The 21,754-nt window shown below is 62.1% G+C and carries 17 protein-coding genes; 14 read left to right on the top strand and 3 right to left on the bottom strand.

The features are described 5' to 3' along the window. Positions 1 to 24: 24 nt before the first annotated feature. Positions 25 to 1,071 carry a putative 2-aminoethylphosphonate ABC transporter substrate-binding protein gene (locus ABID44_RS16940; RefSeq protein WP_354152883.1) on the bottom strand — a complete coding sequence of 349 codons (1,047 nt, stop codon included), beginning with the start codon at positions 1,069 to 1,071 and terminating at the stop codon, positions 25 to 27. Between the two features lie 126 nt (positions 1,072 to 1,197). On the opposite strand from ABID44_RS16940, the gene ABID44_RS16935 reads away from it, so the two are divergent. The 4 genes from ABID44_RS16935 to ABID44_RS16915 all read left to right on the top strand — a co-directional run bounded on the left by ABID44_RS16935 (position 1,198) and on the right by ABID44_RS16915 (position 5,906). Continuing rightward, complete coding sequence (locus ABID44_RS16935; protein WP_354152882.1) at positions 1,198 to 2,139, top strand: LysR substrate-binding domain-containing protein; 942 nt, start codon at positions 1,198 to 1,200, stop codon at positions 2,137 to 2,139. A gap of 549 nt (positions 2,140 to 2,688) precedes the next feature. Then, positions 2,689 to 3,105 carry a hypothetical protein gene (locus ABID44_RS16930; protein ID WP_354152881.1) on the top strand — a complete coding sequence of 139 codons (417 nt, stop codon included), beginning with the start codon at positions 2,689 to 2,691 and terminating at the stop codon, positions 3,103 to 3,105. Positions 3,106 to 3,294: 189 nt separating this feature from the next. Continuing rightward, positions 3,295 to 5,094, top strand: coding sequence for a DNA helicase RecQ (gene recQ / locus ABID44_RS16925; RefSeq protein WP_354152880.1), 1,800 nt, complete (start codon positions 3,295 to 3,297; stop codon positions 5,092 to 5,094). A gap of 461 nt (positions 5,095 to 5,555) precedes the next feature. Beyond that, entirely contained in the window at positions 5,556 to 5,906 is a 351-nt protein-coding gene (locus ABID44_RS16915) for a hypothetical protein (protein WP_354152879.1), read from the top strand. A gap of 222 nt (positions 5,907 to 6,128) precedes the next feature. Here ABID44_RS16915 and ABID44_RS16910 read toward each other — a convergent pair whose 3' ends face one another. Continuing rightward, positions 6,129 to 6,371 carry a hypothetical protein gene (locus ABID44_RS16910; RefSeq protein WP_354152878.1) on the bottom strand — a complete coding sequence of 81 codons (243 nt, stop codon included), beginning with the start codon at positions 6,369 to 6,371 and terminating at the stop codon, positions 6,129 to 6,131. Positions 6,372 to 6,484: 113 nt separating this feature from the next. On the opposite strand from ABID44_RS16910, the gene ABID44_RS16905 reads away from it, so the two are divergent. Both ABID44_RS16905 and ABID44_RS16900 read left to right on the top strand, forming a co-directional pair. Then, complete coding sequence (locus ABID44_RS16905; protein ID WP_354152877.1) at positions 6,485 to 7,207, top strand: Crp/Fnr family transcriptional regulator; 723 nt, start codon at positions 6,485 to 6,487, stop codon at positions 7,205 to 7,207. Positions 7,208 to 7,292: 85 nt separating this feature from the next. Beyond that, a complete protein-coding gene (locus ABID44_RS16900) occupies positions 7,293 to 8,390 on the top strand; it encodes a tellurite resistance/C4-dicarboxylate transporter family protein (RefSeq protein WP_354152876.1) in 1,098 nt (365 codons plus the stop codon). Between the two features lie 21 nt (positions 8,391 to 8,411). Here the strand turns inward: ABID44_RS16900 and ABID44_RS16895 are convergent, their stop codons facing one another. Beyond that, entirely contained in the window at positions 8,412 to 9,146 is a 735-nt protein-coding gene (locus ABID44_RS16895; RefSeq protein WP_354152875.1) for a helix-turn-helix domain-containing protein, read from the bottom strand. 262 nt (positions 9,147 to 9,408) lie between these two features. Here ABID44_RS16895 and ABID44_RS16890 point away from each other — a divergent pair, with 262 nt between their 5' ends. From ABID44_RS16890 to ABID44_RS16855, 8 genes are read left to right on the top strand one after another with little or no spacing between them, the layout of a single operon-like run. Further along, the gene (locus tag ABID44_RS16890) at positions 9,409 to 12,120 is read left to right on the top strand and encodes a nitrate/nitrite transporter (RefSeq protein WP_354152874.1); all 2,712 of its coding nucleotides are present in this window, start codon (positions 9,409 to 9,411) and stop codon (positions 12,118 to 12,120) included. Between the two features lie 10 nt (positions 12,121 to 12,130). Continuing rightward, on the top strand, positions 12,131 to 15,952 hold the full coding sequence (locus ABID44_RS16885; protein ID WP_354152873.1) for a nitrate reductase subunit alpha: 3,822 nt from the start codon (positions 12,131 to 12,133) through the stop codon (positions 15,950 to 15,952). Then, positions 15,949 to 17,469 carry a nitrate reductase subunit beta gene (narH, locus tag ABID44_RS16880; protein WP_354152872.1) on the top strand — a complete coding sequence of 507 codons (1,521 nt, stop codon included), beginning with the start codon at positions 15,949 to 15,951 and terminating at the stop codon, positions 17,467 to 17,469. Before ABID44_RS16885 ends, narH begins: the two co-directional genes overlap by 4 nt. After that, positions 17,466 to 18,152, top strand: a complete 687-nt coding sequence (narJ, locus tag ABID44_RS16875; protein ID WP_354152871.1) for a nitrate reductase molybdenum cofactor assembly chaperone — start codon at positions 17,466 to 17,468, stop codon at positions 18,150 to 18,152. The genes narH and narJ overlap by 4 nt, the downstream gene beginning before the upstream one ends. A 13-nt stretch (positions 18,153 to 18,165) precedes the next feature. Next, on the top strand, positions 18,166 to 18,915 hold the full coding sequence (gene narI, locus ABID44_RS16870) for a respiratory nitrate reductase subunit gamma (RefSeq protein WP_354152870.1): 750 nt from the start codon (positions 18,166 to 18,168) through the stop codon (positions 18,913 to 18,915). Next, a complete protein-coding gene (locus tag ABID44_RS16865) occupies positions 18,912 to 19,748 on the top strand; it encodes a peptidylprolyl isomerase (protein WP_354152869.1) in 837 nt (278 codons plus the stop codon). Before narI ends, ABID44_RS16865 begins: the two co-directional genes overlap by 4 nt. Beyond that, the gene (locus ABID44_RS16860; protein WP_354152868.1) at positions 19,745 to 21,028 is read left to right on the top strand and encodes a molybdopterin molybdotransferase MoeA; all 1,284 of its coding nucleotides are present in this window, start codon (positions 19,745 to 19,747) and stop codon (positions 21,026 to 21,028) included. Before ABID44_RS16865 ends, ABID44_RS16860 begins: the two co-directional genes overlap by 4 nt. Before the next feature lie 45 nt (positions 21,029 to 21,073). Beyond that, on the top strand, positions 21,074 to 21,709 hold the full coding sequence (locus tag ABID44_RS16855; protein WP_354152867.1) for a DUF2478 domain-containing protein: 636 nt from the start codon (positions 21,074 to 21,076) through the stop codon (positions 21,707 to 21,709). The last annotated feature ends 45 nt before the right edge of the window (positions 21,710 to 21,754 follow it).

Raw genomic sequence — 21,754 nt, 5'->3', positions numbered from 1 at the left:
TCACTTAGGGTCAAGAATCAAGGACTATTTTGGCTCGTCCTTGGCCCCATAGCGCTTCTGCCACTCGGCCAATATGCGGTCCCTGTTGGCGGCCACCCAGTAGAAGTCCATGTCCACCAGCGCTTTTTCCTCGCCTTCGGGATAGTTTGGCACAGGCGTGGAGACGCCTTCACGAGCCACCAGCGCATAGTATTTGTTGTGGATCTGATTGCCCTCCTGGCTGACGGCGAAATCGGCGAGCCTTTTGGCTGCCTCGGGTTGGCCGGCGCCGGCGATGATGGCCACCCCTTCGACCTCGGAGCCGACACCTTCTTCCGGAATGACGACGCTGAGCGGCGCCCCGTCATTGATCGCCTTCACTCCCGGCGCTGGATAGGCGATGCCGATCACAGCCTCGCCGGCGGCCGCCATGCGGCAGGGCTTGGAGCCGGAATGGACATATTGCGCGATGTTCTCATGCAGTCCGTCCATATAGGTCCAGGCCTCGTCTTCGCCGAAGATTTTCATCCAGCCGACAATCGCAAGCAGGCCGGTGGCGGAGGAATTGGGATTGGGCATGGTGATCATGCCCTTGTATTCGGGCTTGATCAGGTCCTTCCAGCTTGTGGGTTCCTCGACGTTGTGGTTGACGCCCTCGATGGTGTTAAAACAGACTGCCGATGCCCAGGCATCGGTGCCCACCCAATGCGGCACTTCACTTTTCCGATCGTAGAAGCGTTCCTTGATCTGGTCGAGACCGTCAGGAGCATAGGGCATCAACATCCCCTTTTCCTCAAGCATCACCAGTCCGGGCACCGAGGCGCCAAGAATGATGTCGGCGCGGGGGTTCTCCTTCTCAGCCAGCAGGCGCGCAATGATCGGACCGTTGGAATCCAGCAGCTGGTTGATCTTCAGGTCCGGCTCGCGCTCCTGAAATGCGGCGATCAGCTCCGCGAAGTGTTCCTTGGCCATGGCGCTGTAGACCGTCAGCTCCTCGGCCTGGGCAGAAATTTGGCTGGCGGCGAACGAACCGGACACCAGCAAGGCCGCGCACAAACGCCTCACAGAGGTGGGAATTCTGAAATTATTCATTAGTCGCTCCCCTTTTTCTTGAACTCTTTGAGGGGAGTATCGGAACGCAAACCCATAAAGTCAAAGAGCAATATTTACGTAACTCATACATAAATACTATGATGTCGATGGGAGAGAGGCGTCAGCATGCGCAAGGCATCAAGGTCGGATACAATCAGCCCGCGGCAGATCGAGGCTTTCAAGACGATCGTGGAAACTGCCTCGGTCACAGCCGCGGCATCGAGCATGCATGTCTCGCAACCGAGCGTCAGCCGCCTGCTGCGAAGCTTGGAAGAGAGCATCGGTTTCGACCTGTTCGAGCGCCGGAAGGGCCGCCTGCTGCCTACGCCCGAGGCCATGCTGTTCTACGATGAGATCCAGAAGTATTTCCGCAACATGCAACGGCTGGCGCATACCGCAGCCGATATCCGCGCACTGGCGCACGGTCAGTTGCGGCTGGGTTCATTCATCGCGCTTTCCATCGCTGTCACACCCGCGGTGATCAAGGCGTTCAACGCGGCCCATCCGCAGATGCATGTCTCCTGCACCACGGCCCAGTCCCGGCAGATCGTCGATCTGGTCGCCTCCCGCTTCGCGGATTTCGGAATTGTCGATCCGATCGCGGTCACCAGCGCCATGCGCATTGAACGGCGCTGGCAGTTCCGATGCGTTTGCGCCATTCCCGCCGGGCATGCGCTGGCGAAGAGCGACACCGTCACGACAGCCAGCCTCGCGCGCGAGAATGTGATCGGACTGGAGCGCGAGTTCCTGACCCGCTACAAGTCTGGCGTCGAACTCTACGAGGCGATCACCGGCAACCTGCGTATCCAGGTCCACCAGTCCATCACCGCCTGCGCACTGGTGGCCGAGGGAATCGGGGTGGCGATCATCGATCCTTTCACCGCCATGCACTGCGAACCGCGCGGGATCGCGGTGCGGCCGCTGGAAGTCACCATCCCGTTCGAGATGTGCATAGTTTCCTCCCCCGAAGCGCCGCTCTCTGTAGCTGCACGGGAGTTCCTCGGGATTTTTGACCAGGAACTCGACCGGGTCTGTCAGGCCATGCCCTATATCGAATGCTGCTCTTAAAACCGTTCCCGTAACCGGCTATTTCTTCCCTGTGACAGAAACCGCAGGCCTGCTCCCAAGACGCTGGAAGGGCGCTGCCCGACACTATGTCGGCAATCTCGTTTGAAGCGCCACGAGGTCCGCTCTCTCGGACCGCGCATCCGAACCAGAGCCGTTGTGCGCCGCCATTAAGTAACCCTTTCGAAAAGGGTTCCGGTTACGCCAAAACTCTTACCCCCATCGTTTTCCCGTTCCCTGTCTGACTTGAAAAAACCTCGCATTTCCTGATAATTAACGGAAGCCTATAAAAGAACAGCGCGTGTGGACAGTAACCGCGGGGACAGCTTCAAGACATTGCGTCCGAGGCCGCCATTTTTGATGAACTGACATATCACCTCCCGGGTCGGACGGCCTTTCCGTGGCTGAATGTCGGGAGCGGCGAACGTTGCGAGGGAAAACTGTTCTCCTTTTTCCTTTCCCCTATGTTAGCCTTGGACTGAAGCTCAAGGAGAATTGATATTGCCCGTTTGCGGAATGCGACTGTCGGCGGCACTTCTGGTGGTGACGGCAATGAGCACAGCGGTTTCAGGTGAAGTGTTCGACGACAACACCATTCAGCGAATTGTTGGTTCTGAAATCAGGGAAGATGAGGTGGCTGCCGCCGCCGATGAGGATCAGGTGGTCCTGGCAATCGAAAACACGGCTGAGAACGTCAGCAAGGTACGTAAGACCACCAGTGTCGAGCAGGTGGATATCGTGTTTCTTAGCGACGCCGCCCCATCAGAAGGCGGCCCGCCTCGCAAGCTCGCCAAAGCACTCGAAACGCACAAGACCGAAATCACCCGGCTGCAACTGGAGATCGAAGGCAACGCCCTTCTCTTCCACGCCATAAATTCTCGACGTCTTCTGCTCAGAGACCTGCTGGCCATGGAGTTCCGGCCATCCGGCAGGGTCGTCATCTATGCCGCCGCCAAGCCGCCCGGCTGAATATATGATTGCCTGACGACTACCTTTCTCAAGCGTTGCCCGTACAAATTCCGCCATCCTCACTACAGAGCAGGGCAGGATGCGGCGCCTTTGTCCGGCCGTCCCTCAAGCCGCGCATTGTGGTACGGTGGATGCCGACCCGATATGCATGCAACAACATCACGTGTTAATTCCCTGCACAGAAGAATTATGGCTGCCTCTTCCCTTGAAATTCTCAAATCCATCTACGGCTATGACGCTTTCCGGGGTCCGCAAGCGCGGATCGTGGAGCACGTCATTGAGGGCAACAATGCCTTTGTGCTGATGCCGACAGGCGGCGGCAAGTCGCTGTGCTATCAGATCCCCGCACTCGCCCGGCCGGGCCTGGGGCTCGTCGTTTCGCCGTTGCTGGCGCTGATGGCCGATCAGGTGGCGGCGTTGCGACAGGCCGGCGTCCGGGCGACCGCGCTCAATTCCGATCTTCCTCCGGATGAGAGGCGGGACCTGTGGCAGGCAGTCAGGAGCGGCGGGCTTGACCTACTCTATGTCGCGCCTGAAACGCTGCTGCGGACCGACGTTCTCGACCGGCTCGACGGGATAAAGCTGTCGCTGATTGCCATTGATGAGGCGCATTGCCTCTCGCAATGGGGCCATGATTTCCGTCCTTCCTATCGCCAGCTGGATACGGTCGTAGATCGCTTTGCCGACACGCCGCGCATGGCGCTGACCGCGACGGCGGACGAACCGACGCGTGCCGAAATCCTGATGCACCTGAATATCGCAGAGAACGACGCCTTCATTGCCGGCTTCGACCGGCCCAACATCCGCTACGCCATTGAGGAAAAAGACAATCCGCGCGCGCAACTCAAGGATTTCCTCCGCCGCCATGAGGGTGAAAGCGGGATTGTCTACTGTCTGTCTAAACGCAAGACTGAGGAGACCGCCGTATGGCTGCGTGATCAGGGGTACGATGCGCTGGCTTATCATGCCGGCATGGACAAGGCCACGCGCGAAGCCAACCAGATGCACTTCCAGCATGGCGAGGCGGTCGTGATGGCGGCCACCATCGCCTTCGGCATGGGCATCGACAAGCCGGACGTGCGCTTCGTCGCCCATATCGACCTGCCATCCAGCATCGAAGCCTATTATCAGGAAACAGGTCGTGCCGGGCGCGATGGCCTGCCGTCGGATACGCTCATGCTATACGGCCATGACGACATCGCTCTCCGCAGCCGTTTCATCGAGGAATCCGATGCGCCCGAGCCGCGCAAGCGCATGGAGCGCCAGAAGCTCGATGCACTGCTGGGTCTGGCCGAAACGGCGGGCTGCCGACGGCAGGTGCTATTGTCCTATTTCGGCGACCAGTGCGAGCCTTGCGGAAATTGCGACACCTGCGCAGAGCCCCCCATCCTATTTGACGGCGCGATAGCCGCGCAGAAAGCGCTTTCCTGCATCTATCGCACCGGTGAGCGCTTCGGACAGGCTTATATCGCCGATGTGCTGCTTGGCGTTGAAAATGAGCGCATCGCGGGGTTCGGGCATGATCGCATATCGACATTCGGCATCGGCAAGGAGCATGACAACCGCACATGGCGGGCAATTCTGCGCCAGTTGATCGCGCTGCGTCTCATCAATGTCGACCTGGCCGGCCATGGCGGCCTGTCGATCGCACCTGCAGGCCGCGAATTTCTGCGTGACAAGCCCGCACTGATGCTGCGCGCGCCAAGGCCGCCACGCGCGCGTCGCGGCCGGGTTGCCCGCAGCGGCGCGGAGTCCGCCATAGCTGAGGCGGATCGTGCCCTGTTCAGGGCTTTGCGGCAAAAAAGATTAGAGATCGCGCGAGCACAGAATATACCGCCCTATGTCATTTTCCACGACAAGACGCTGATCCAGCTTGCGGCGGCACGTCCGGCCTCCCGCCTCGAGATGGCGGAAGTGCCGGGTGTCGGCGATGCCAAGCTCGACCGCTACGGCCCGGCTTTCCTGTCGGTCATCGCGGAACACGCCTGAGGGTTGTTATTTTATGCTGATGCGCAAGGCTCCCCCTTCGGGATGTTCGATCTCGAGTGCCTCGAGTCGCTTGGCGGATGGGGTGGTTCACGTCGCTTCGTCAACGGCGGAGTAAAATCAGGCCAATGGGCGACGTAAAAGTCGGCCACTTGTGGCGCAGGCTCGAGACCTCCGGGAGGGCGTGGCCTGAGCGGAGGTCTCAAGCCTGCGTGGCGATTCTCGGAGAGGACTTCAGCCGGCTTTTCGGGCGCGGCTTTGCGCGAGAAACGCTTCTTTCACGCCACGACTGCAGTTCAAATCCTACGATGAGCAGAACGGCTGGCTGCTGGACAAGTGCATCAGCTATGCCCGCGCTCATAAGCATGTCGATCAGACGGAACACACGATCTGGGCGGTGTTCGATGCCGAGCCACCACGACGAGCCTTCACCCGGCTGAGACGATGCCGTCAGCGACCATAGGTTGGAACTGGTGCTGGCGTTCAACGCCGGCATGTGTCAGTCCGATTTCTCGCCCCTTGGGCTTTACGTCGAGGATGGGGAGGCATTGCGGCCGGCGGACACCACCAGCATGAACAGGCAGCCACGCCAGATCCCGAATTTCTACAAGAAGCCCAATGGCATCTTCTTCCTTGGCGAAACGGGGGCGGGCGTCCTGCCGACGGATAAATTCCTTGATGCGCAGCCGCTCCTACAGTTTTCGACCCCGTCCGGACCGGTGCTGGTCATCAGGGGTGAGTTGCATCCGGCGCTCATCCGCGGCTCGACCGACCAGAACCACGTAAGAGATCGCTCAGCAAGCGAGAAAGGGTGATGGATCGGCCCCCCGCCTGCGCGCGTCCTCCAGTGCTCGCACAATGCGTTCGCGGCGATCTCTGCCCTTTTCGTCGGACTGCGAGGCCACGAAAGTGGACAGGACAAACACGTTGGAACTGGAGATCTGGAGCATCACGCCCTTGCACCTTCCGCTTACCGGTCCATCTGGCAATCGCGCCGGCACAATCGAACACACCTTCTGGGGATAGCTGGAAATCCGTCAGACGAATCCCCAGCCGCTTTTGAGTAACGGCAAAGTCGCCAAAGCGGCTTCAACGCTTCCGCAGGCGCAAAGCGCAGCCGACTGGAGAAGGGCCGGCAGGTGCAGCCGCAGCATCGCCGCAGTCACTACGGCAAGGGTTCCCGCGCTGCCAATGATCATCCGGGGAAGGTTTCCGAGGGCCTGGTTCCGGAACCTCCCATAACGGATCGCCAGAAGTTCGCCAGCATTGGTCGCGATCAATCCTCATCGATCCGGCATACTTGATCTTGCGCAAAGACCGGGTTCGCAAGATGAACTGACATGGCGCATGCCATGGTTGAAGATGCTATAGTGACCTTAAAGGTGGCGATATCGTGCGCAGGGATATCCAAAAAGATGCCGTTCCCGTGCTGTGCGCCTCATGCGAGGGGCGCAACAAGGGCATTTGCAGCACGCTGGATTGCGAACAATTCGTCGAACTGGCCAGGACTTCGCGCAAATCCGCTGCCGCAAGCGGGGCCGCCCTTTTGGGCGAAGCTGAACGGATCGACAGATACGCCACTATCCTGTCAGGCGTCGTGAAGCTGACCAAGACGCTGTCGGACGGGCGCCAGCAGATCGTCGGCCTCCAGTTCGCTCCCGACTTCCTGGGCCGGCCGTACCGCTCCGAAAGCACGCTTAACGCCGAAGCCGCCACCGAAGTCGTACTCTGCTCCTTTCCGAAAGACGCCGTCGAACGAATGATGCAGGAATCGCCGGAGTTGGAGCGGCAGCTCTACAGGCAGGCGCTCGACGAACTGGACGAAGCGCGCGAATGGATGGTGATGCTCGGCCGCAAGACGGCGAGCGAGAAGATCGCGAGCCTGTTGGTGATGTTTGCTCGTCATGCTGCGTCATCCGACACGACAGGCCGTAATTCCGCACGCTTCGACCTGCCGCTATCCAGGGCCGACATTGCCGATTTCCTCGGGCTTACCATCGAAACGGTCAGTCGCCAGTTGACGCGGTTGCGCAACGACAAGATCATCTGCATCGAGAACAATCGCCTGATCATCGTGCCTGACCTCCGACGCTTGAATGCACGAGCCGGGAATTAAGGCAGCCGGCAGAAAGTTTCTGTTCCGCCTGATGCGGGCGACGAGGCCTGATTTCAAAGGCCGCGACGAACGGGTGCGTGGGGCGATGAAGAGCGCGATCGACAACTCGCAGCCAGAACGGCCGGAACTCCGCCTTGCCGATATGTCGCCGGCCTATTTCGGCTTGGTGATGGCCACGGGCATCATTTCCCTGGCGGCGTTCATGATGCGATACGACGCGCTGGCCTCGGGCCTTTTCTATCTGAATATCGGGCAATATAGCCTGTTATGCGTTCTGTATGGCCTCCGGGCCTGGCGCTACCCGGCGCGGTTTTTCGGTGACATGGTCGCCCATCTGACCGGGCCCGGCTATTTCACGGCAGTCGCCGGCACCGGCATCCTGGCAAGTCAGGTTATGGTGTTGAGCGACGAACTCAGGGTCGGCAAGGCGTTGTGGGGGCTTGCCGTCGTGCTGTGGCTTGGGCTCACCTACACCATCTTCACGGCCTTCACTGTCAGACGCGACAAGCCGACGCTCGACAGGGGCATCAATGGCGGCTGGCTGTTGGCCGTCGTGGCCACTCAGTCGCTATCGGTGTCCAGCGCGCTGCTGGCCGCACGTATCGGCCAGCCTTACAGGCTGGAACTGAACTTTTTCGCTCTGTCCACCTGGCTGTGGGGCGGCATGCTCTACATCTGGATGATGGCGCTGATCTTCTATCGCTACGCCTTCTTCCATTTTTCGCCCGGCGACCTGTCCCCACCCTACTGGATCAACATGGGCGCGATGGCGATCTCCACCCTGGCGGGCTCTCTGCTGATCCTCAACGCGCCGCAGGCCCCCTATCTCGCCTCGCTGCTTCCCTTCCTGAAGGGTTTCACCATCTTCTATTGGGCGACCGGCAGCTGGTGGATTCCGATGTTGCTGCTGCTCGGCGTCTGGCGTCATATCTACAAGCGCTTTCCCCTGCGCTACGATCCGCTCTACTGGGGCGCGGTGTTTCCTCTCGGCATGTACGCCGCCTGCACCTGGCAACTCGATCAGGCCATGGAATTCGGGTTCCTGACCGGATTGACACACGCCTTCTTCTACATCGCGGTCGCCGCCTGGACCGCCACCTTCATCGGCATGCTGTACACGCTGGCGACGTCCTTCATGGCGTTAAGCCGCCGCGCTTCCAACCCCGGTCGCGGGCGTTATTGACTATTGCGATCGGGCTTACCCCTACCCGGCCAGTCGGGAGAACGCAGACTTTGCGGGACTTTCAACCGGCTCATCCATCAAACTATCCGGCGACGCTATCTCCATCAGGCGAGTTCGGTCGGTTATGGTGAAACGCATGCCTTGAACCGTCAGGCAATCGGCCTGCAAGGATTTGATCGAGCGGGAGAGATTTTCCGGCGTCATCCCCAGATATGAAGCCAGATGGCGTTTTTCCACGGGCAGGACGATGCTGTCGGAATCGCCTGCGTGCCGGGAGCGGTACAGGATATAGGCGGCAAGCCGCTCGATGGAATTTCGCAGCTTCAGATTCCTGGTCTGCCGCACGAAACCCCGATAGCCATTGGCCAGCTCGCGCATGGCCGCCATGGCGAAGTCAGGGTCGCGCCGCAGGGCCACACGCACATCGGCAACCGGAATCATGACGATCTTTGCGCATTCGAGCGTACGCGCCGACATCAGGTAAGGCGCGTCGCACACGCAGGCCGCCAGAATGAAGGTGGAGACCGGATGGATAACGCCCATAACCGTGTCTCGCCCGTTCCAGCTTGCATGCAACTCGACCGAGCCCTCGATCACGATATGGAGGAAATCGGCATACTCACCTTGCCTTATCAGCTCCACTTGCTGCGGAAAGCTCTGCGAGCAAGCGATCTGCATCAAGCTATCGAATGTCGGCGTCGTCATCTCGCGAAACAGGGGGAGACGGCGGAGTTCCGGCTTCTCATCGTCCTGCATGGAGCGGCTCTCCTGCGTCAACTCAATTGATATTTATCAATTCCCTAGCAGATGCTTGTCGTTCCTTATAGCCGTTTCAACCGCCTCGCATGCCCGAAAAGTGCGGAAAACAGCAGATTTGGTGAATGAATAACCGACCGCAACCCGAACTTGATTGCGGTTGATCCAGGTCAACGACCGGCTCTCTTCCTGAATGTTTGCTTGGCATGAACTGACATCCAGCCACCGGAATATGACCGGGAGCCAAGCTATGGCAGGCCACATGACCAGCAGCCGTCACGACCAGCAACGTGCGCTTTGGCTCAGCACCATCGCCTTCACCTTATGCTTCGCCGTCTGGACGATCTTTTCTATCATCGGTCTGTCGATCAAGGATGATCTGGGGCTTTCCGAGTTCGAATACGGCGTTCTGATCGCGACCCCGGTGCTGACCGGCTCGATAGTCAGGCTGATCCTTGGCGTCTGGACCGAACGCTATGGCGGGCGGCTGGTGTTTTCAGCGCAGATGATCCTGACCGGGCTTGCGACCTTCGCGATGACCTTCGCCGACAGCTATTTCACCTTCCTTCTGGCCGCGCTTGGCGTCGGCCTTGCCGGCGGCTCCTTCATCATCGGCGTCGCCTATGTCACCAAATGGTATCCGCAGGCGCGGCAAGGAACCGCGCTGGGCGTATTCGGCATGGGAAATGTCGGCGCGGCGGTGACCACGTTCCTTGCGCCGTTCGCGCTGGTCGCCTGGGGGTGGCAAGGGGTCGCCGAGATATGGGCGGCGGTTATCGCCGGCATGGGGGTTCTCTTCTACCTTTTGGCCAAGGACGATCCGGACTTTACCGCCCGGCGCGCGCAAGGGGTCGCCGCGCCGAGCCTTGCCGAGCAGTTCGCGCCGTTGAAGAAGCTTCAGGTCTGGCGCTTCTCGCTTTATTACTTCTTCGTGTTCGGCGGCTTTGTCGCTTTGGCGCTGTGGCTGCCTTATTATCTGGTGCAGGTCTATGGCGTGGACGTGCGCACGGCCGGCTTAGCGGCCGCCATTTTCAGTCTTTCCGCCAGCATCTTTCGCGCCTATGGCGGGGTGCTGTCCGACCGTTTCGGCGCCCGCTCCGTCATGTACTGGACGCTCGGCTTTTCGCTGTTGTTCCTGTTCATGCTGTCCTATCCGCCGACGGACTACGTGATCCGCGGCAGACACGGCCCGATCGCCTTTTCGACAGAGATGCAGCTATGGCCTTTCGTGGCCACCCTGTTCGGGCTGGGCTTCTTCATGAGCCTCGGCAAGGCGGCGGTCTTCCGGCATATCCCGATCTATTATCCCAACCATGTCGGCTCGGTCGGCGGCCTTGTCGGCATGATCGGCGGGCTGGGCGGCTTCATCCTGCCCATCGTCTTCGGCGCGCTGCTCGACGTGACCGGCATCTGGACCTCGGCCTTCGTGCTGCTGCTTCTGATCGTCGCTGTGTCGCTCGGCTGGATGCATTTCTCGATCCGGGCCATGGAGCGGCAGGCGCATGGCGCAGCGCTCGACCGGCTGCCCAACTTCCCCGAACTGGCGGAAGTCCACGATCCCGACCGCACGGTCATGCCACATGTGATCGACGACTGGCGGCCGGAAGATCCGCAATTCTGGGCGGAAAAGGGGAAGCGCATCGCAAGGCGCAATCTGTGGATCTCGGTCCCGGCGCTGCTGTTCGCCTTCGCGGTGTGGATGGTGTGGTCGGTGGTGGTCGCTCAACTGCCATCCATCGGTTTTGACTTCACCCAGGACCAGCTCTTCTGGCTGGCGGCGCTGCCGGCGCTGTCGGGCGCCACCTTGCGCATCTTCTACAGCTTCATGGTGCCGATCTTCGGTGGCCGGCTGTGGACCACGCTGTCCACGGCGTCATTGCTGATCCCTGCCTTGGGCATCGGCTATGCCGTGCAGGACCCCTCCACGCCCTATCTGATCTTTGTGGTGCTGGCGCTGCTATGCGGCTTTGGCGGCGGCAACTTCGCCTCCTCCATGGCCAATATCAGCTTCTTCTTTCCCCGCGCCGAAAAGGGCCACGCGATGGGATTGAATGCGGGACTGGGCAATCTCGGCGTCTCGCTCATGCAGTTCCTCGTGCCGCTGGTCATCACCGCCGGAGTGTTCGGCGTTTTCGGCGGCGCGCCGCAGGAAATGCCCGATGGCGGCCGCATCTGGATGCAGAACGCCGGCTTTATCTGGGTGCCCTTCATTCTGGCCTCGACGGCGGCCGCATGGATCGGCATGAACGACCTGGCCGATGCGCGAGCCAGTTTCCGGGAGCAGGCGGTCATCTTCACCCGCACCCAGAACTGGGTGATGTGCCTTCTTTATGTCGGCACCTTCGGCTCCTTCATCGGCTATTCGGCGGGCTTCCCGTTGCTGTCGGGCCTCGCCTTCCCGGACGTGAACGCACTGCAATTCGTGTTCCTGGGTCCATTGATCGGCGCGCTCAGCCGCGCCGGCAGCGGCCGGCTCGCCGACCGGATCGGCGGTGGGCGCGTCACTTTCTGGGTGTTCGTCGGCATGATCGTCTCGGTCCTGGTCGTGATCTGGGGCCTCCAATACGCATCTTTCGCGCTGTTCTTCGCTGGCTTCATGGCTCTGTTCTTCTTCACCGGCATCGGCAATTCCTCCACCTTCCAGATGATCCCGGTGATCATGCGCAAGGAGATCGCGCGGCTTTATCCCGAACGAAGCGTGGACGAACAGCGCCGCCAGTCCGAGCGGGAGGCTGCGGCCATCGTCGCCTTCACCAGCGCCATCGGCGGCTATGGCGGGTTCTTCATACCCAAGGCCTACGGCACTTCCATCGACCTGACGGGCGCGCCGCTGGCGGCCCTGTGGGCCTTCCTTGCCTTCTACGTCCTGTGCCTGGCGGTCACCTGGACCGTCTATACCCGTCGCGGCGGTCTGCTGCACGACATCGAGCGCGGCCGGGCCATGCCCGGCGCCCTTCCGGCCGGAATCAATTGAGGAGACAGAGATGAGCCATCTGCTGGATCGACTGAATTTCCTGACATCGCTGCGCAAGGACACCTTCGCCGACGGCCATGGCCAGACGACGATCGAGAACCGCGACTGGGAAGACGCCTATCGCCGTCGCTGGCAGCATGACAAGATCGTGCGCTCGACCCATGGCGTGAACTGCACCGGCTCCTGTTCCTGGAAGATCTACGTCAAGTCCGGCATCGTCACCTGGGAGACGCAGCAGACCGACTATCCGCGCACGCGTCCCGACCTGCCTAATCATGAGCCGCGCGGCTGCGCGCGCGGGGCCTCCTATAGCTGGTATCTCTACAGCGCCAACCGGGTGAAGACGCCGCTCATTCGCGGCCGGCTGATGCGCCTGTGGCGCGAGAAGCGCAAGACCATGAGCCCGATCGAGGCCTGGTCGGCGATCCAGAACGATGCGGCGGCCCGCGAAAGCTATACCCGCATTCGCGGCAAGGGCGGGTTCGTGCGGGCAAGCTGGGACGAGGCGACCGAGATCGTCGCCGCCGCCAACGCCTATACGACGAAGAAATACGGTCCCGACCGGGTGTTCGGCTTCTCGCCGATCCCGGCCATGTCGATGGTCTCCTACGCGGCCGGAACGCGCTACCTCTCATTGCTCGGCGGCACCTGCATGTCGTTCTACGACTGGTATTGCGACCTGCCGCCGGCCAGCCCCCAGACCTGGGGCGAGCAGACCGACGTTCCTGAATCCGCCGACTGGTACAATGCCGGCTATCTGCTGATCTGGGGCTCCAACGTGCCGCAGACCCGCACGCCCGACGCGCATTTCTACACGGAGGTGCGTTACAAGGGCACCAAGAGCGCGGTCATCTGCCCCGACTATTCCGAGGCCGCCAAATTCGGCGACATCTGGCTGAACGCCAAGCAGGGCACCGACGCGGCCCTCGGCATGGCCTTCGGCCACGTCATCCTGCGCGAGTTTCATCTCGACCGGCAGGTGCCCTATTTCGAGGATTACTGCCGCAAATATTCCGACATGCCGATGCTGGTGCGCCTCGACCGCCAGGGCGAGCGGCTGGTTCCCGGCCGGCAATTGCGCGCTGCCGATCTGCCCGATGCGCTGGGGCAGCGCAGCAATCCGGAGTGGAAGACCGTCGCCATCGACGAGATCAGCGATGATCTGGTCGCGCCGAACGGCTCGATCGGCTATCGATGGACCGCCGAGGGTTCCGTGACGCCGGTCAGGCAAGCGGGGGTGGCCGAGACCGGAACCTCGGGCGGCAAGGACACGGAAACCGGGCGCTGGAACCTTGAACAGAAGGCCGGCGAACGCGATGTGCGCCTGAAGATGAGCCTGATCCTCGAAGAGGATCACGACGAGGTGGCGGGCGTCGATTTTCCCTATTTCGGCGGGGCCGCCACCAACGGCTTCGAAGTGGACGACCGTGGCGGAGTGCTGACCCGCAAGGTGCCCGTGCGACGGCTGAAGCTCGCCAATGGCGAGGAGGTTCTGGTCGCGACGGTGTTCGATCTTCTATGCGCCAATTATAGCCTCGACCGCGGTCTGGGCGGCGAGCATGTCGCCGCCGACTACGACGCCGACGTGCCGTTCACCCCCGCCTGGGCCGAGCGCATCACCGGCGTGCGCCGCGACAAGATCATCCAGGTCGCGCGCGAATTCGCCGCCAACGCGGAAAGGACCGAAGGCCGTTCCATGGTCATCATCGGCGCGGGGATGAACCACTGGTTCAACATGGACATGAACTACCGGGCGGTCATCAACATGCTGGTGATGTGCGGTTGCGTGGGCCAGTCCGGCGGCGGCTGGTCGCATTATGTCGGGCAGGAAAAGCTGCGGCCGCAGACCGGCTGGACGCCGCTGGCCTTCGCGCTCGACTGGGCGCGCCCGCCGCGCCACATGAATTCCACCAGCGCTTTCTACGCTCATACCGACCAGTGGCGCTACGAAACGGTGAGCGCCGCCGAAATCCTGTCGCCGACCGCGCCGGCCGGAGACTGGCGCAAGCTCAGCCTGATCGACTACAATATCCGCGCCGAGCGCATGGGCTGGCTGCCTTCGGCCCCGCAACTGAAAACAAATCCGCTCGATGTCGCCCGTTCGGCGAAGGAGGCCGGCGTCGGGGTCCAGGACTATGTGGCGGAGCGCCTCAAATCGGGCGAGTTGCAAATGTCGTGCGAAGACCCGGACGCGCCGGAGAACTGGCCGCGCAACCTGTTCGTCTGGCGCTCCAACCTGCTCGGCTCGTCGGGCAAGGGGCATGAATATTTCCTGAAATATCTGCTCGGAACCGATCATGGCGTACAGGGCAAGGATCTGGGCGCGGAAGGCCGCATGAAGCCGGTCGAGGCGGTTTGGCGCGAGAAAGCGCCGGAAGGAAAGCTCGATCTGCTGGTCACCATCGATTTCCGCATGTCGACCACGGCGGTCTATGCCGACATCGTGCTGCCAACGGCGAGCTGGTATGAAAAGGACGACATGAACACGTCCGACATGCATCCGTTTATCCACCCGCTACAGGCGGCGGTGGACCCGGCCTACGAGTCGAAGACGGACTGGGAAATCTTCAAGGCGATCGCAAGGAAATTCTCCGAAGTGGCCCCGGAAATCCTCGGGGTGGAGGATGACGTGGTGCAATTGCCCTTGCAACACGACAGCCCCGGCGAACTGGCGCAGGGCGTGGTGCGCGACTGGAAGCGGGGCGAATGCGAGCTGATCCCCGGCCGGACGGCGCCCGCCTATATCGCCGTCGAACGCGATTATCCCAATCTCTACAGACGCTTCACCGCTATCGGGCCGCTGATGGAAAAGATCGGCAATGGCGGCAAGGGCATTGGCTGGAATACCGAAGCGGAAATCCACCACCTCAAGGCGCTGAACGGCGCCGTCACAGAAGAAGGTGCGACCAAGGGCATGGCGCGCCTCGACACGGCCATCGACGCCGCCGAGATGATCCTGATGCTGGCGCCTGAAACCAATGGCGAGGTGGCGGTCAAGGCGTGGGATGCGCTCGGCAAGGCGACCGGCAGGAGCCACCGTCATCTGGCCGAGGTCAAGCAAGACGAAAAGATCCGCTTCCGCGACATCGCCGCCCAGCCGCGCAAGATCATCTCCTCGCCCACCTGGTCGGGCATCGAAAGCGAGGAGGTCTGCTACAATGCCGGCTGGACCAATGTGCACGAGCTGATCCCCTGGCGCACCGTCACCGGCCGCCAGCAGCTCTATCAGGACCATGAATGGATGCGGGCCTTCGGCGAGGGCTTCGTCACCTGGCGGCCGCCGGTGGACCTGAAGACGGTGGGCGAGGCTGCGAGGCGGCCGCTGGCGGCGGGCGAGCCGCATGTGGTGCTCAACTTCCTCACCCCCCACCAGAAATGGGGCATCCACTCCACCTATACCGACAATCTGCTGATGCTGACGCTCAACCGGGGCGGCCCGGTGGTGTGGATTTCGGAAACCGACGCCCAAACAGCGGGGCTGGTCGACAATGACTGGGTCGAGGTCTTCAACATCAACGGCGCCATCACCGCGCGCGCGGTGGTCAGCCAGCGGATGAAGGAAGGCTCGATGTTCATGTATCACGCGCAGGAGAAAATCATAAACACCCCCGGCAGCCAGGTCACGGGCAAGCGCGGCGGCATTCATAACTCCGTCACCCGCATCGTGCTGAAGCCCACTCATATGATCGGCGGCTACGCCCAGCTTGCTTATGGCTTCAACTATTACGGCACGGTCGGCTCCAATCGCGACGAGTTCGTGATCCTGCGCAAACTGTCCAAGGTCGACTGGATGGACCAGCCCGCAACCCAGGCTACGGAGGCAGCGGAATGAAGATACGCGCTCAAATCGGAATGGTGCTGAACCTCGACAAATGCATCGGTTGTCACACTTGCTCCGTCACCTGCAAGAATGTGTGGACCAGCCGCGAGGGCGTCGAATACGCCTGGTTCAACAATGTCGAGACCAAACCCGGCATCGGCTATCCCAAGGACTGGGAAAACCAGAAGCGCTGGAACGGCGGCTGGACGCGGACGAGGAAGGGGGCGCTGCAACCCAGGCAAGGCGGCAAATGGCGCATCCTGGCGAATATCTTCGCCAATCCCGACCTGCCCGAGATCGACGATTTCTACGAGCCGTTCGACTACGACTATGACCACCTGAAATCCGCGCCTGAGATGAAGGCATTTCCGACCGCCCGCCCGCGCTCGAAGATTTCGGGCGAGCGCATGGAAAAGATCGAATGGGGCCCGAACTGGGAGGAAATCCTCGGCGGCGAGTTCGAAAAGCGTTCGAAGGATTATAATTTCGAGGGCATCCAGAAGGAGATTTACGGCCAGTACGAAAACACCTTCATGATGTATCTGCCGCGACTGTGCGAGCACTGTCTCAATCCGACCTGCGTGGCGGCCTGCCCCTCGGGCGCGATCTACAAGCGCGAGGATGACGGCGTCGTGCTGATCGATCAGGAAAAATGCCGCGGCTGGCGCATGTGCGTTTCGGGCTGCCCGTACAAGAAGATCTATTACAACTGGTCAACCGGAAAATCGGAAAAATGCACGCTGTGCTATCCGCGTCTGGAAAGCGGCCAGCCGACGGTCTGTTCGGAAACCTGCGTCGGGCGCATCCGCTATCTGGGCGTCATGCTCTACGACGCCGACAGGATCGCCGAAGCTGCAGCCACGGAAAACGAGAAGGACCTTTATGACGCCCAGCTTGGCGTCTTCCTCGACCCCAACGACCCGGAGGTGATCGCCGAGGCGCGCGCCGCTGGCATTCCCGAAGACTGGATCGTCGGCGCGCGGAACTCGCCGATCTGGAAGATGGCGATGGAATGGAAGATCGCCTTCCCGCTGCATCCCGAATACCGCACATTGCCGATGGTCTGGTACGTGCCGCCGCTGTCGCCGATCCAGAATGCGGCGGAAGCCGGCCGGATCGCCGCGCAGGACGACATGCCCGACGTGCGCTCCTTGCGCATTCCGGTGCGCTATCTCGCCAACATGCTGACGGCCGGCGACGAAGCGCCCATCGTTTCGGCGCTGGAGCGGATGCTGGCCATGCGTTCCTATATGCGCTCCAAAACGGTCGATGGCGTCGTCAATCTGGGTGTGGCCAAGCGTGTCGGCCTGACCCCGTTGCAGATCGACGCGATGTACCAGCTTCTGGCCATCGCCAATTACGAGGACCGCTTCGTTATCCCGACCACCCATCGCGAACTGGTCGAGGACGCCTACGACCTCAGGAGCGGTTGCGGCTTCACCGATGGCAATGGCTGCTCATCGGGCCATTCCGGGCAATCGCTGTTCGGTGGCAAGAAATTCCGCAGCCCGCAGGAGTTCATCGCATGAAGACCTTCAAGGCCTTGTCGGCGCTGCTGACCTATCCGGGCCAGGACCTTCAGGAAGCGGTTCCGGCCATCCGCGCGGTCTTGGCCGAAGGCGTCGTGCCGCCGGACGGGATCGCCGCGCTGGAACCGCTGCTCGTCTCGCTGGCGACTGGCGACCTCTACGACTTGCAGGAACGCTACGTGCTCCTGTTCGACCGATCACGCACGCTGTCGCTCAATCTGTTCGAGCACATCCATGGCGAAAGCCGCGACCGGGGCGGCGCCATGGTCGATCTGCTCGAAACATACCGTGCCGGCGGCTTCGATCTCGCCGGCACGGAGTTGCCCGACCATCTGCCGGTGCTTCTGGAATTTCTGTCCACTCGTTCGCTGGCCGAGGCGCGCGAAATTCTCGCCGATGCGGGCCATATCCTTGTCGCCCTTGCCGAGCGGCTGGCGCGGCGCGAGAGCGACTATGCCGCCGTGCTTGAAGCGCTGGTGGCGCTTTCCGCAGCCGATTCCACGACCGAAGAAGCGCAGGCGCTTCTGTCGCAGCAGGATGACAATCCGGAGGATCTGGCCGCCCTCGATGCGGTCTGGGAGGAGGCGCAGGTCACCTTCGGCCCGGATCCCAACGCCGGCTGCCCGGTCAGCCGGGACATTCTCACCCGCATGGAATCCGCGCCAGCGCCAACGGCGCGCTGAACGGGAGGCTGACATGAATTATTTGATCTTCGGCGTCTATCCCTACATCGCCATCACGGTGATGGTCGCGGTCAGCATCGTCCGCTACGAGCGCGATCCCTTCACATGGAAGTCCAAATCGAGCCAGCTCCTGCGCAAGCGGCAGTTCATCGCCGGCTCGGTGCTGTTTCATGTCGGCATATTGGCGATCTTCGCCGGGCATCTCGTCGGCCTGCTGACCCCGATCTGGATTTTTGACGCCCTTGGCGTCAGCCATGAGGCGAAGCAATTACTGGCCATCGGGCTTGGCGGCGTCGCCGGCATCATGGCGCTGGTGGGCGGGGTCCTGCTTTTGCACCGGCGTCTGTTCGATCCGCGCATTCGCGCCAACTCCACAATGGCGGATACCGGGATCATGGTGCTTTTGATGGCGCAATTGCTACTGGGGTTGGCGTCGATCATCGTCTCGCTGAACCACCACGACGGCGAGGAAATGGTCAAGCTGATGAACTGGGCGCAGGGCGTCATCTATCTGCGCGCCGGCGCGAGCGATCATATCGCCGACGTGCACTGGCTGTTCAAGGCGCATATCTTCCTTGGGCTGACCATCTTCCTGCTGCTTCCATTCACCCGGCTGGTGCACATGTTCTCAGCCCCCGTCCGCTATCTATGGCGACCGGGCTACCAGATCGTGCGTTCGCGGCGCGGGGCAAAGCCGGCGCGCACCGGGCTTGCGCCGCTGCCCCGGCAACATACCGAGCCACGCATGGAGCCGGGCGAATGAGGGTCCTCGATCGCACCGATCGCCCGGTTCCCGTCACCGTCAACGGCGTCACCATCGCAGCCGAGGCGATCGCGGCCGAAGCCCAGAACCATCCCGTGCCGCGCGGCAAGCCCGGCTGGGCCTGGCAGGCGGCGGCGCGAGCGCTGGCCCTGCGCGAGGTTCTGTTGCAGGAGGCAAGGATGCGCCGCATCGTGCCGGAACCGATCGAACTGGAAGAAGGAAAATGGGAGATCGACGAGGAGGCGTTGATCCGACAGCTGCTCGAAAGCGCCCTTGCACCGGCCGCGATCGATGAAGCAGCCTTGCGCGCGGCCTATAACGCCGCGCCGGACCGGTTTCGCGGGCCTTCCCTGTTCGAGGCGGCGCATATCCTGTTCAGCGCCGCTCCCGACGATGCGGTCGCGCGCGCCGCGGCGCGCCAGCGGGCCGAGGCCGTGCTTGCCGACCTGAAACGCGATCCGCGCCGCTTTGCGACGCTTGCGGCCGAATACAGCGCCTGCCCGTCCCGAGCCAATGGCGGCGTGCTCGGCCAGCTTGCCTCGGGCGATACGGTGCCGGAATTCGAGGCGGCCCTCGTCACGATTAAGGAAGGCGCCATTTCCGACGCGCCGGTGGAAACCCGCTACGGCCTCCATCTGATCCGGCTGGATGCAAGAGTGCGCGGGGAGGTGCTGCCTTTTTCGGCCGTGCTGCCGCATTTGCGCGAAGCGCAGGAAAAGGCCGAATGGGTTCGCGCCAGCCGCGCCTATGTTGGGGAACTGGCGGCGCGGGCCGAAGTGACGGGCATCGACCTTGTCGAAACACCATGGACGGAGGAGAGACAACCGGCATGAGCCCCTCCCCTGCCTTGAGCGAACCTTTCTATTGCGGCTGCGAGGCCGAGCCGGAGCCGGGCGCATTGCTGTCCGTCGATGGCGCTCTTCGCCGCGCGCTGGCGCTCGCCATGCCCGTGGCGGAGACGGAGCGCCTGCCGCTCGACGGGGCGCATGGCCTTGTGCTTGCCGAGGCTGTCCGGGCCGACGTCTCGCTTCCGCTGTTCGACAATTCGGCCATGGATGGCTACGCGGTCCGGCTTGCGGACTTTTCAGGTGACGGACCATGGCGACTGCGGCTGGCGGGGCGCGTAGCGGCCGGTGATGCGGGCGATATACCGGTTTCAGCCGGTGCGACGCTGCGCATCTTTACCGGCGCAGCCATCCCGCCAGGCTGCGACGCGGTGGTCGCCCAGGAACTGACGCGCCAGGAAGGGGAGACGATCGAGATAAGCAGGCGTCCCGAACCCGGCGAAAACATAAGGTGCGCCGGAGAGGACCTGACTTGCGGCTCCGAATTGCTGCCGGCCGGGCGGCGCATCGGACCGCGTGCGGCGGCGCTGCTCGCCTCGGCCGGCTGCGGCGATGTGGTCGTCAGACGCCGGGTCAGGATCGCCTATTTCAGCACCGGCTCCGAACTGCGCTCACCCGGCGTCGTGCTGGCGGCCGGGCAGATCTGGAACGCCAACCGCTATCATTTGGCGGGCGCGCTCGCCCTGCCCTGGATCGAGGCCATCGACATGGGCAGCGTGCCGGACCGGCCCGACCTGTTGCAGCAGACGCTGGAACAGGCGTCGCGGCTGGCCGATATGGTGGTGACCACCGGCGGGGTCTCCGTGGGTGACGAGGACCACATGCCTGCGGTGCTGCGCGCCGCCGGCGGCGAAATCCATGTGTTGAAGGTGGCGATGAAGCCCGGCAAGCCTCTCATCATGGGGCGAATCGGCGCCGCGCTCTATCTCGGCCTGCCCGGCAATCCGGTCTCGGCCTTCGTTACCTGGCATGTGATCGGGACGCGTATCGCGCAGGCTTTGGCCGGAATCGCCGAAGCGAGCCCCTCCCGCATCCTCGTGCGCGCCGGCTTCGAGAGGATCAGGCGACCGGGACGTTGCGAATTCCTGCCGGCCCGGCTGGGCAGCCATGACGGTCACGGAACCCGAAGCGTAGACATTGTCACATCGGAGATTTCGCACCGGATGGCGCTGCTGGCGCAGGCGGATGGCCTGCTGCTGATCCCTGCGGAGACTGACCGGGTCGCGCGCGGCGACATGCTGGAATTCCTGCCGTTTCCGGATGGATGACGCGCCTGCCGGCACATGGACGAAAAAAGCAAAAAGGAGATCGCGATGAAGCTTGGATATGTCACCTTGCAAGGCCGCGGGCTGATTGATCTCCTGCTTGCCGACGTTGTCGCACGGCTCGAAGCGCACGGCCTGGCCCTGGCGGGAACCGTGCAGACCAATATTCATCGCGACGACCGTGCCCGATGCGACATGGACCTGCGCTTGCTGCCTGACGGACCGACAGTGCGTATCAGCGTCGACCGTGGCGCGCTTGCGCGCGGATGCCGGCTGGATGCCGGCGTGCTGGAGCAGGCGGTGCTTTGGGTCGCAGGTTCGCTGGACAAGGCGGAACTTCTGGTGGTCAACAAGTTCGGCAAGCAGGAAGCCGAGGGCAAGGGGCTGACAGGTGCGATCGCCGATGCGCTTGAACGCGGTCTTCCGGTTCTGGTCGGCGTCAACGGGCTGAACCTGCCGGCCTTCCTCGAATTCGCAGGCGGCATGGCAACCGGATTAACGGCAGACGCCGAAAGCATTGTGGACTGGTGCCTTGCCGAATTGAGCACAACAGATTTTCATAATCACCGGCACCACGCCGAAAAGATCGGACAGCCGCAGGTCAGCATTGATCATCGTGCAACCGCTTTACATCTGGTTGAGCATCAGAATGAAGTGCGGGGCGCCAGTTCCGGGTCATACTGATGAATCAGCGTGAAGTCGTCTATGTCCGAAATACGTTGAACGATT

Source organism: Aquamicrobium ahrensii, from assembly GCF_040545755.1.
Taxonomy (GTDB): Bacteria; Pseudomonadota; Alphaproteobacteria; order Rhizobiales; family Rhizobiaceae; genus Mesorhizobium; species Mesorhizobium ahrensii.
The sequence above is the reverse complement of the archived record's forward strand: the minus strand, read 5'-3'. Positions and strand labels throughout refer to the sequence as shown.

Bases quoted from the DNA above. Each gene is read 5' to 3' on its own strand.
- ABID44_RS16940 (WP_354152883.1), bottom strand. From the start codon at position 1,071: ATGAATAATTTCAGAATTCCCACCTCTGTGAGGCGTTTGTGCGCGGCC.
- ABID44_RS16935 (WP_354152882.1), top strand. From the start codon at position 1,198: ATGCGCAAGGCATCAAGGTCGGATACAATCAGCCCGCGGCAGATCGAG.
- ABID44_RS16930 (WP_354152881.1), top strand. From the start codon at position 2,689: ATGAGCACAGCGGTTTCAGGTGAAGTGTTCGACGACAACACCATTCAG.
- recQ (WP_354152880.1), top strand. From the start codon at position 3,295: ATGGCTGCCTCTTCCCTTGAAATTCTCAAATCCATCTACGGCTATGAC.
- ABID44_RS16900 (WP_354152876.1), top strand. From the start codon at position 7,293: ATGAAGAGCGCGATCGACAACTCGCAGCCAGAACGGCCGGAACTCCGC.
- ABID44_RS16895 (WP_354152875.1), bottom strand. From the start codon at position 9,146: ATGCAGGACGATGAGAAGCCGGAACTCCGCCGTCTCCCCCTGTTTCGC.
- ABID44_RS16890 (WP_354152874.1), top strand. From the start codon at position 9,409: ATGACCAGCAGCCGTCACGACCAGCAACGTGCGCTTTGGCTCAGCACC.
- ABID44_RS16885 (WP_354152873.1), top strand. From the start codon at position 12,131: ATGAGCCATCTGCTGGATCGACTGAATTTCCTGACATCGCTGCGCAAG.
- narH (WP_354152872.1), top strand. From the start codon at position 15,949: ATGAAGATACGCGCTCAAATCGGAATGGTGCTGAACCTCGACAAATGC.
- narJ (WP_354152871.1), top strand. From the start codon at position 17,466: ATGAAGACCTTCAAGGCCTTGTCGGCGCTGCTGACCTATCCGGGCCAG.
- narI (WP_354152870.1), top strand. From the start codon at position 18,166: ATGAATTATTTGATCTTCGGCGTCTATCCCTACATCGCCATCACGGTG.
- ABID44_RS16865 (WP_354152869.1), top strand. From the start codon at position 18,912: ATGAGGGTCCTCGATCGCACCGATCGCCCGGTTCCCGTCACCGTCAAC.
- ABID44_RS16860 (WP_354152868.1), top strand. From the start codon at position 19,745: ATGAGCCCCTCCCCTGCCTTGAGCGAACCTTTCTATTGCGGCTGCGAG.
- ABID44_RS16855 (WP_354152867.1), top strand. From the start codon at position 21,074: ATGAAGCTTGGATATGTCACCTTGCAAGGCCGCGGGCTGATTGATCTC.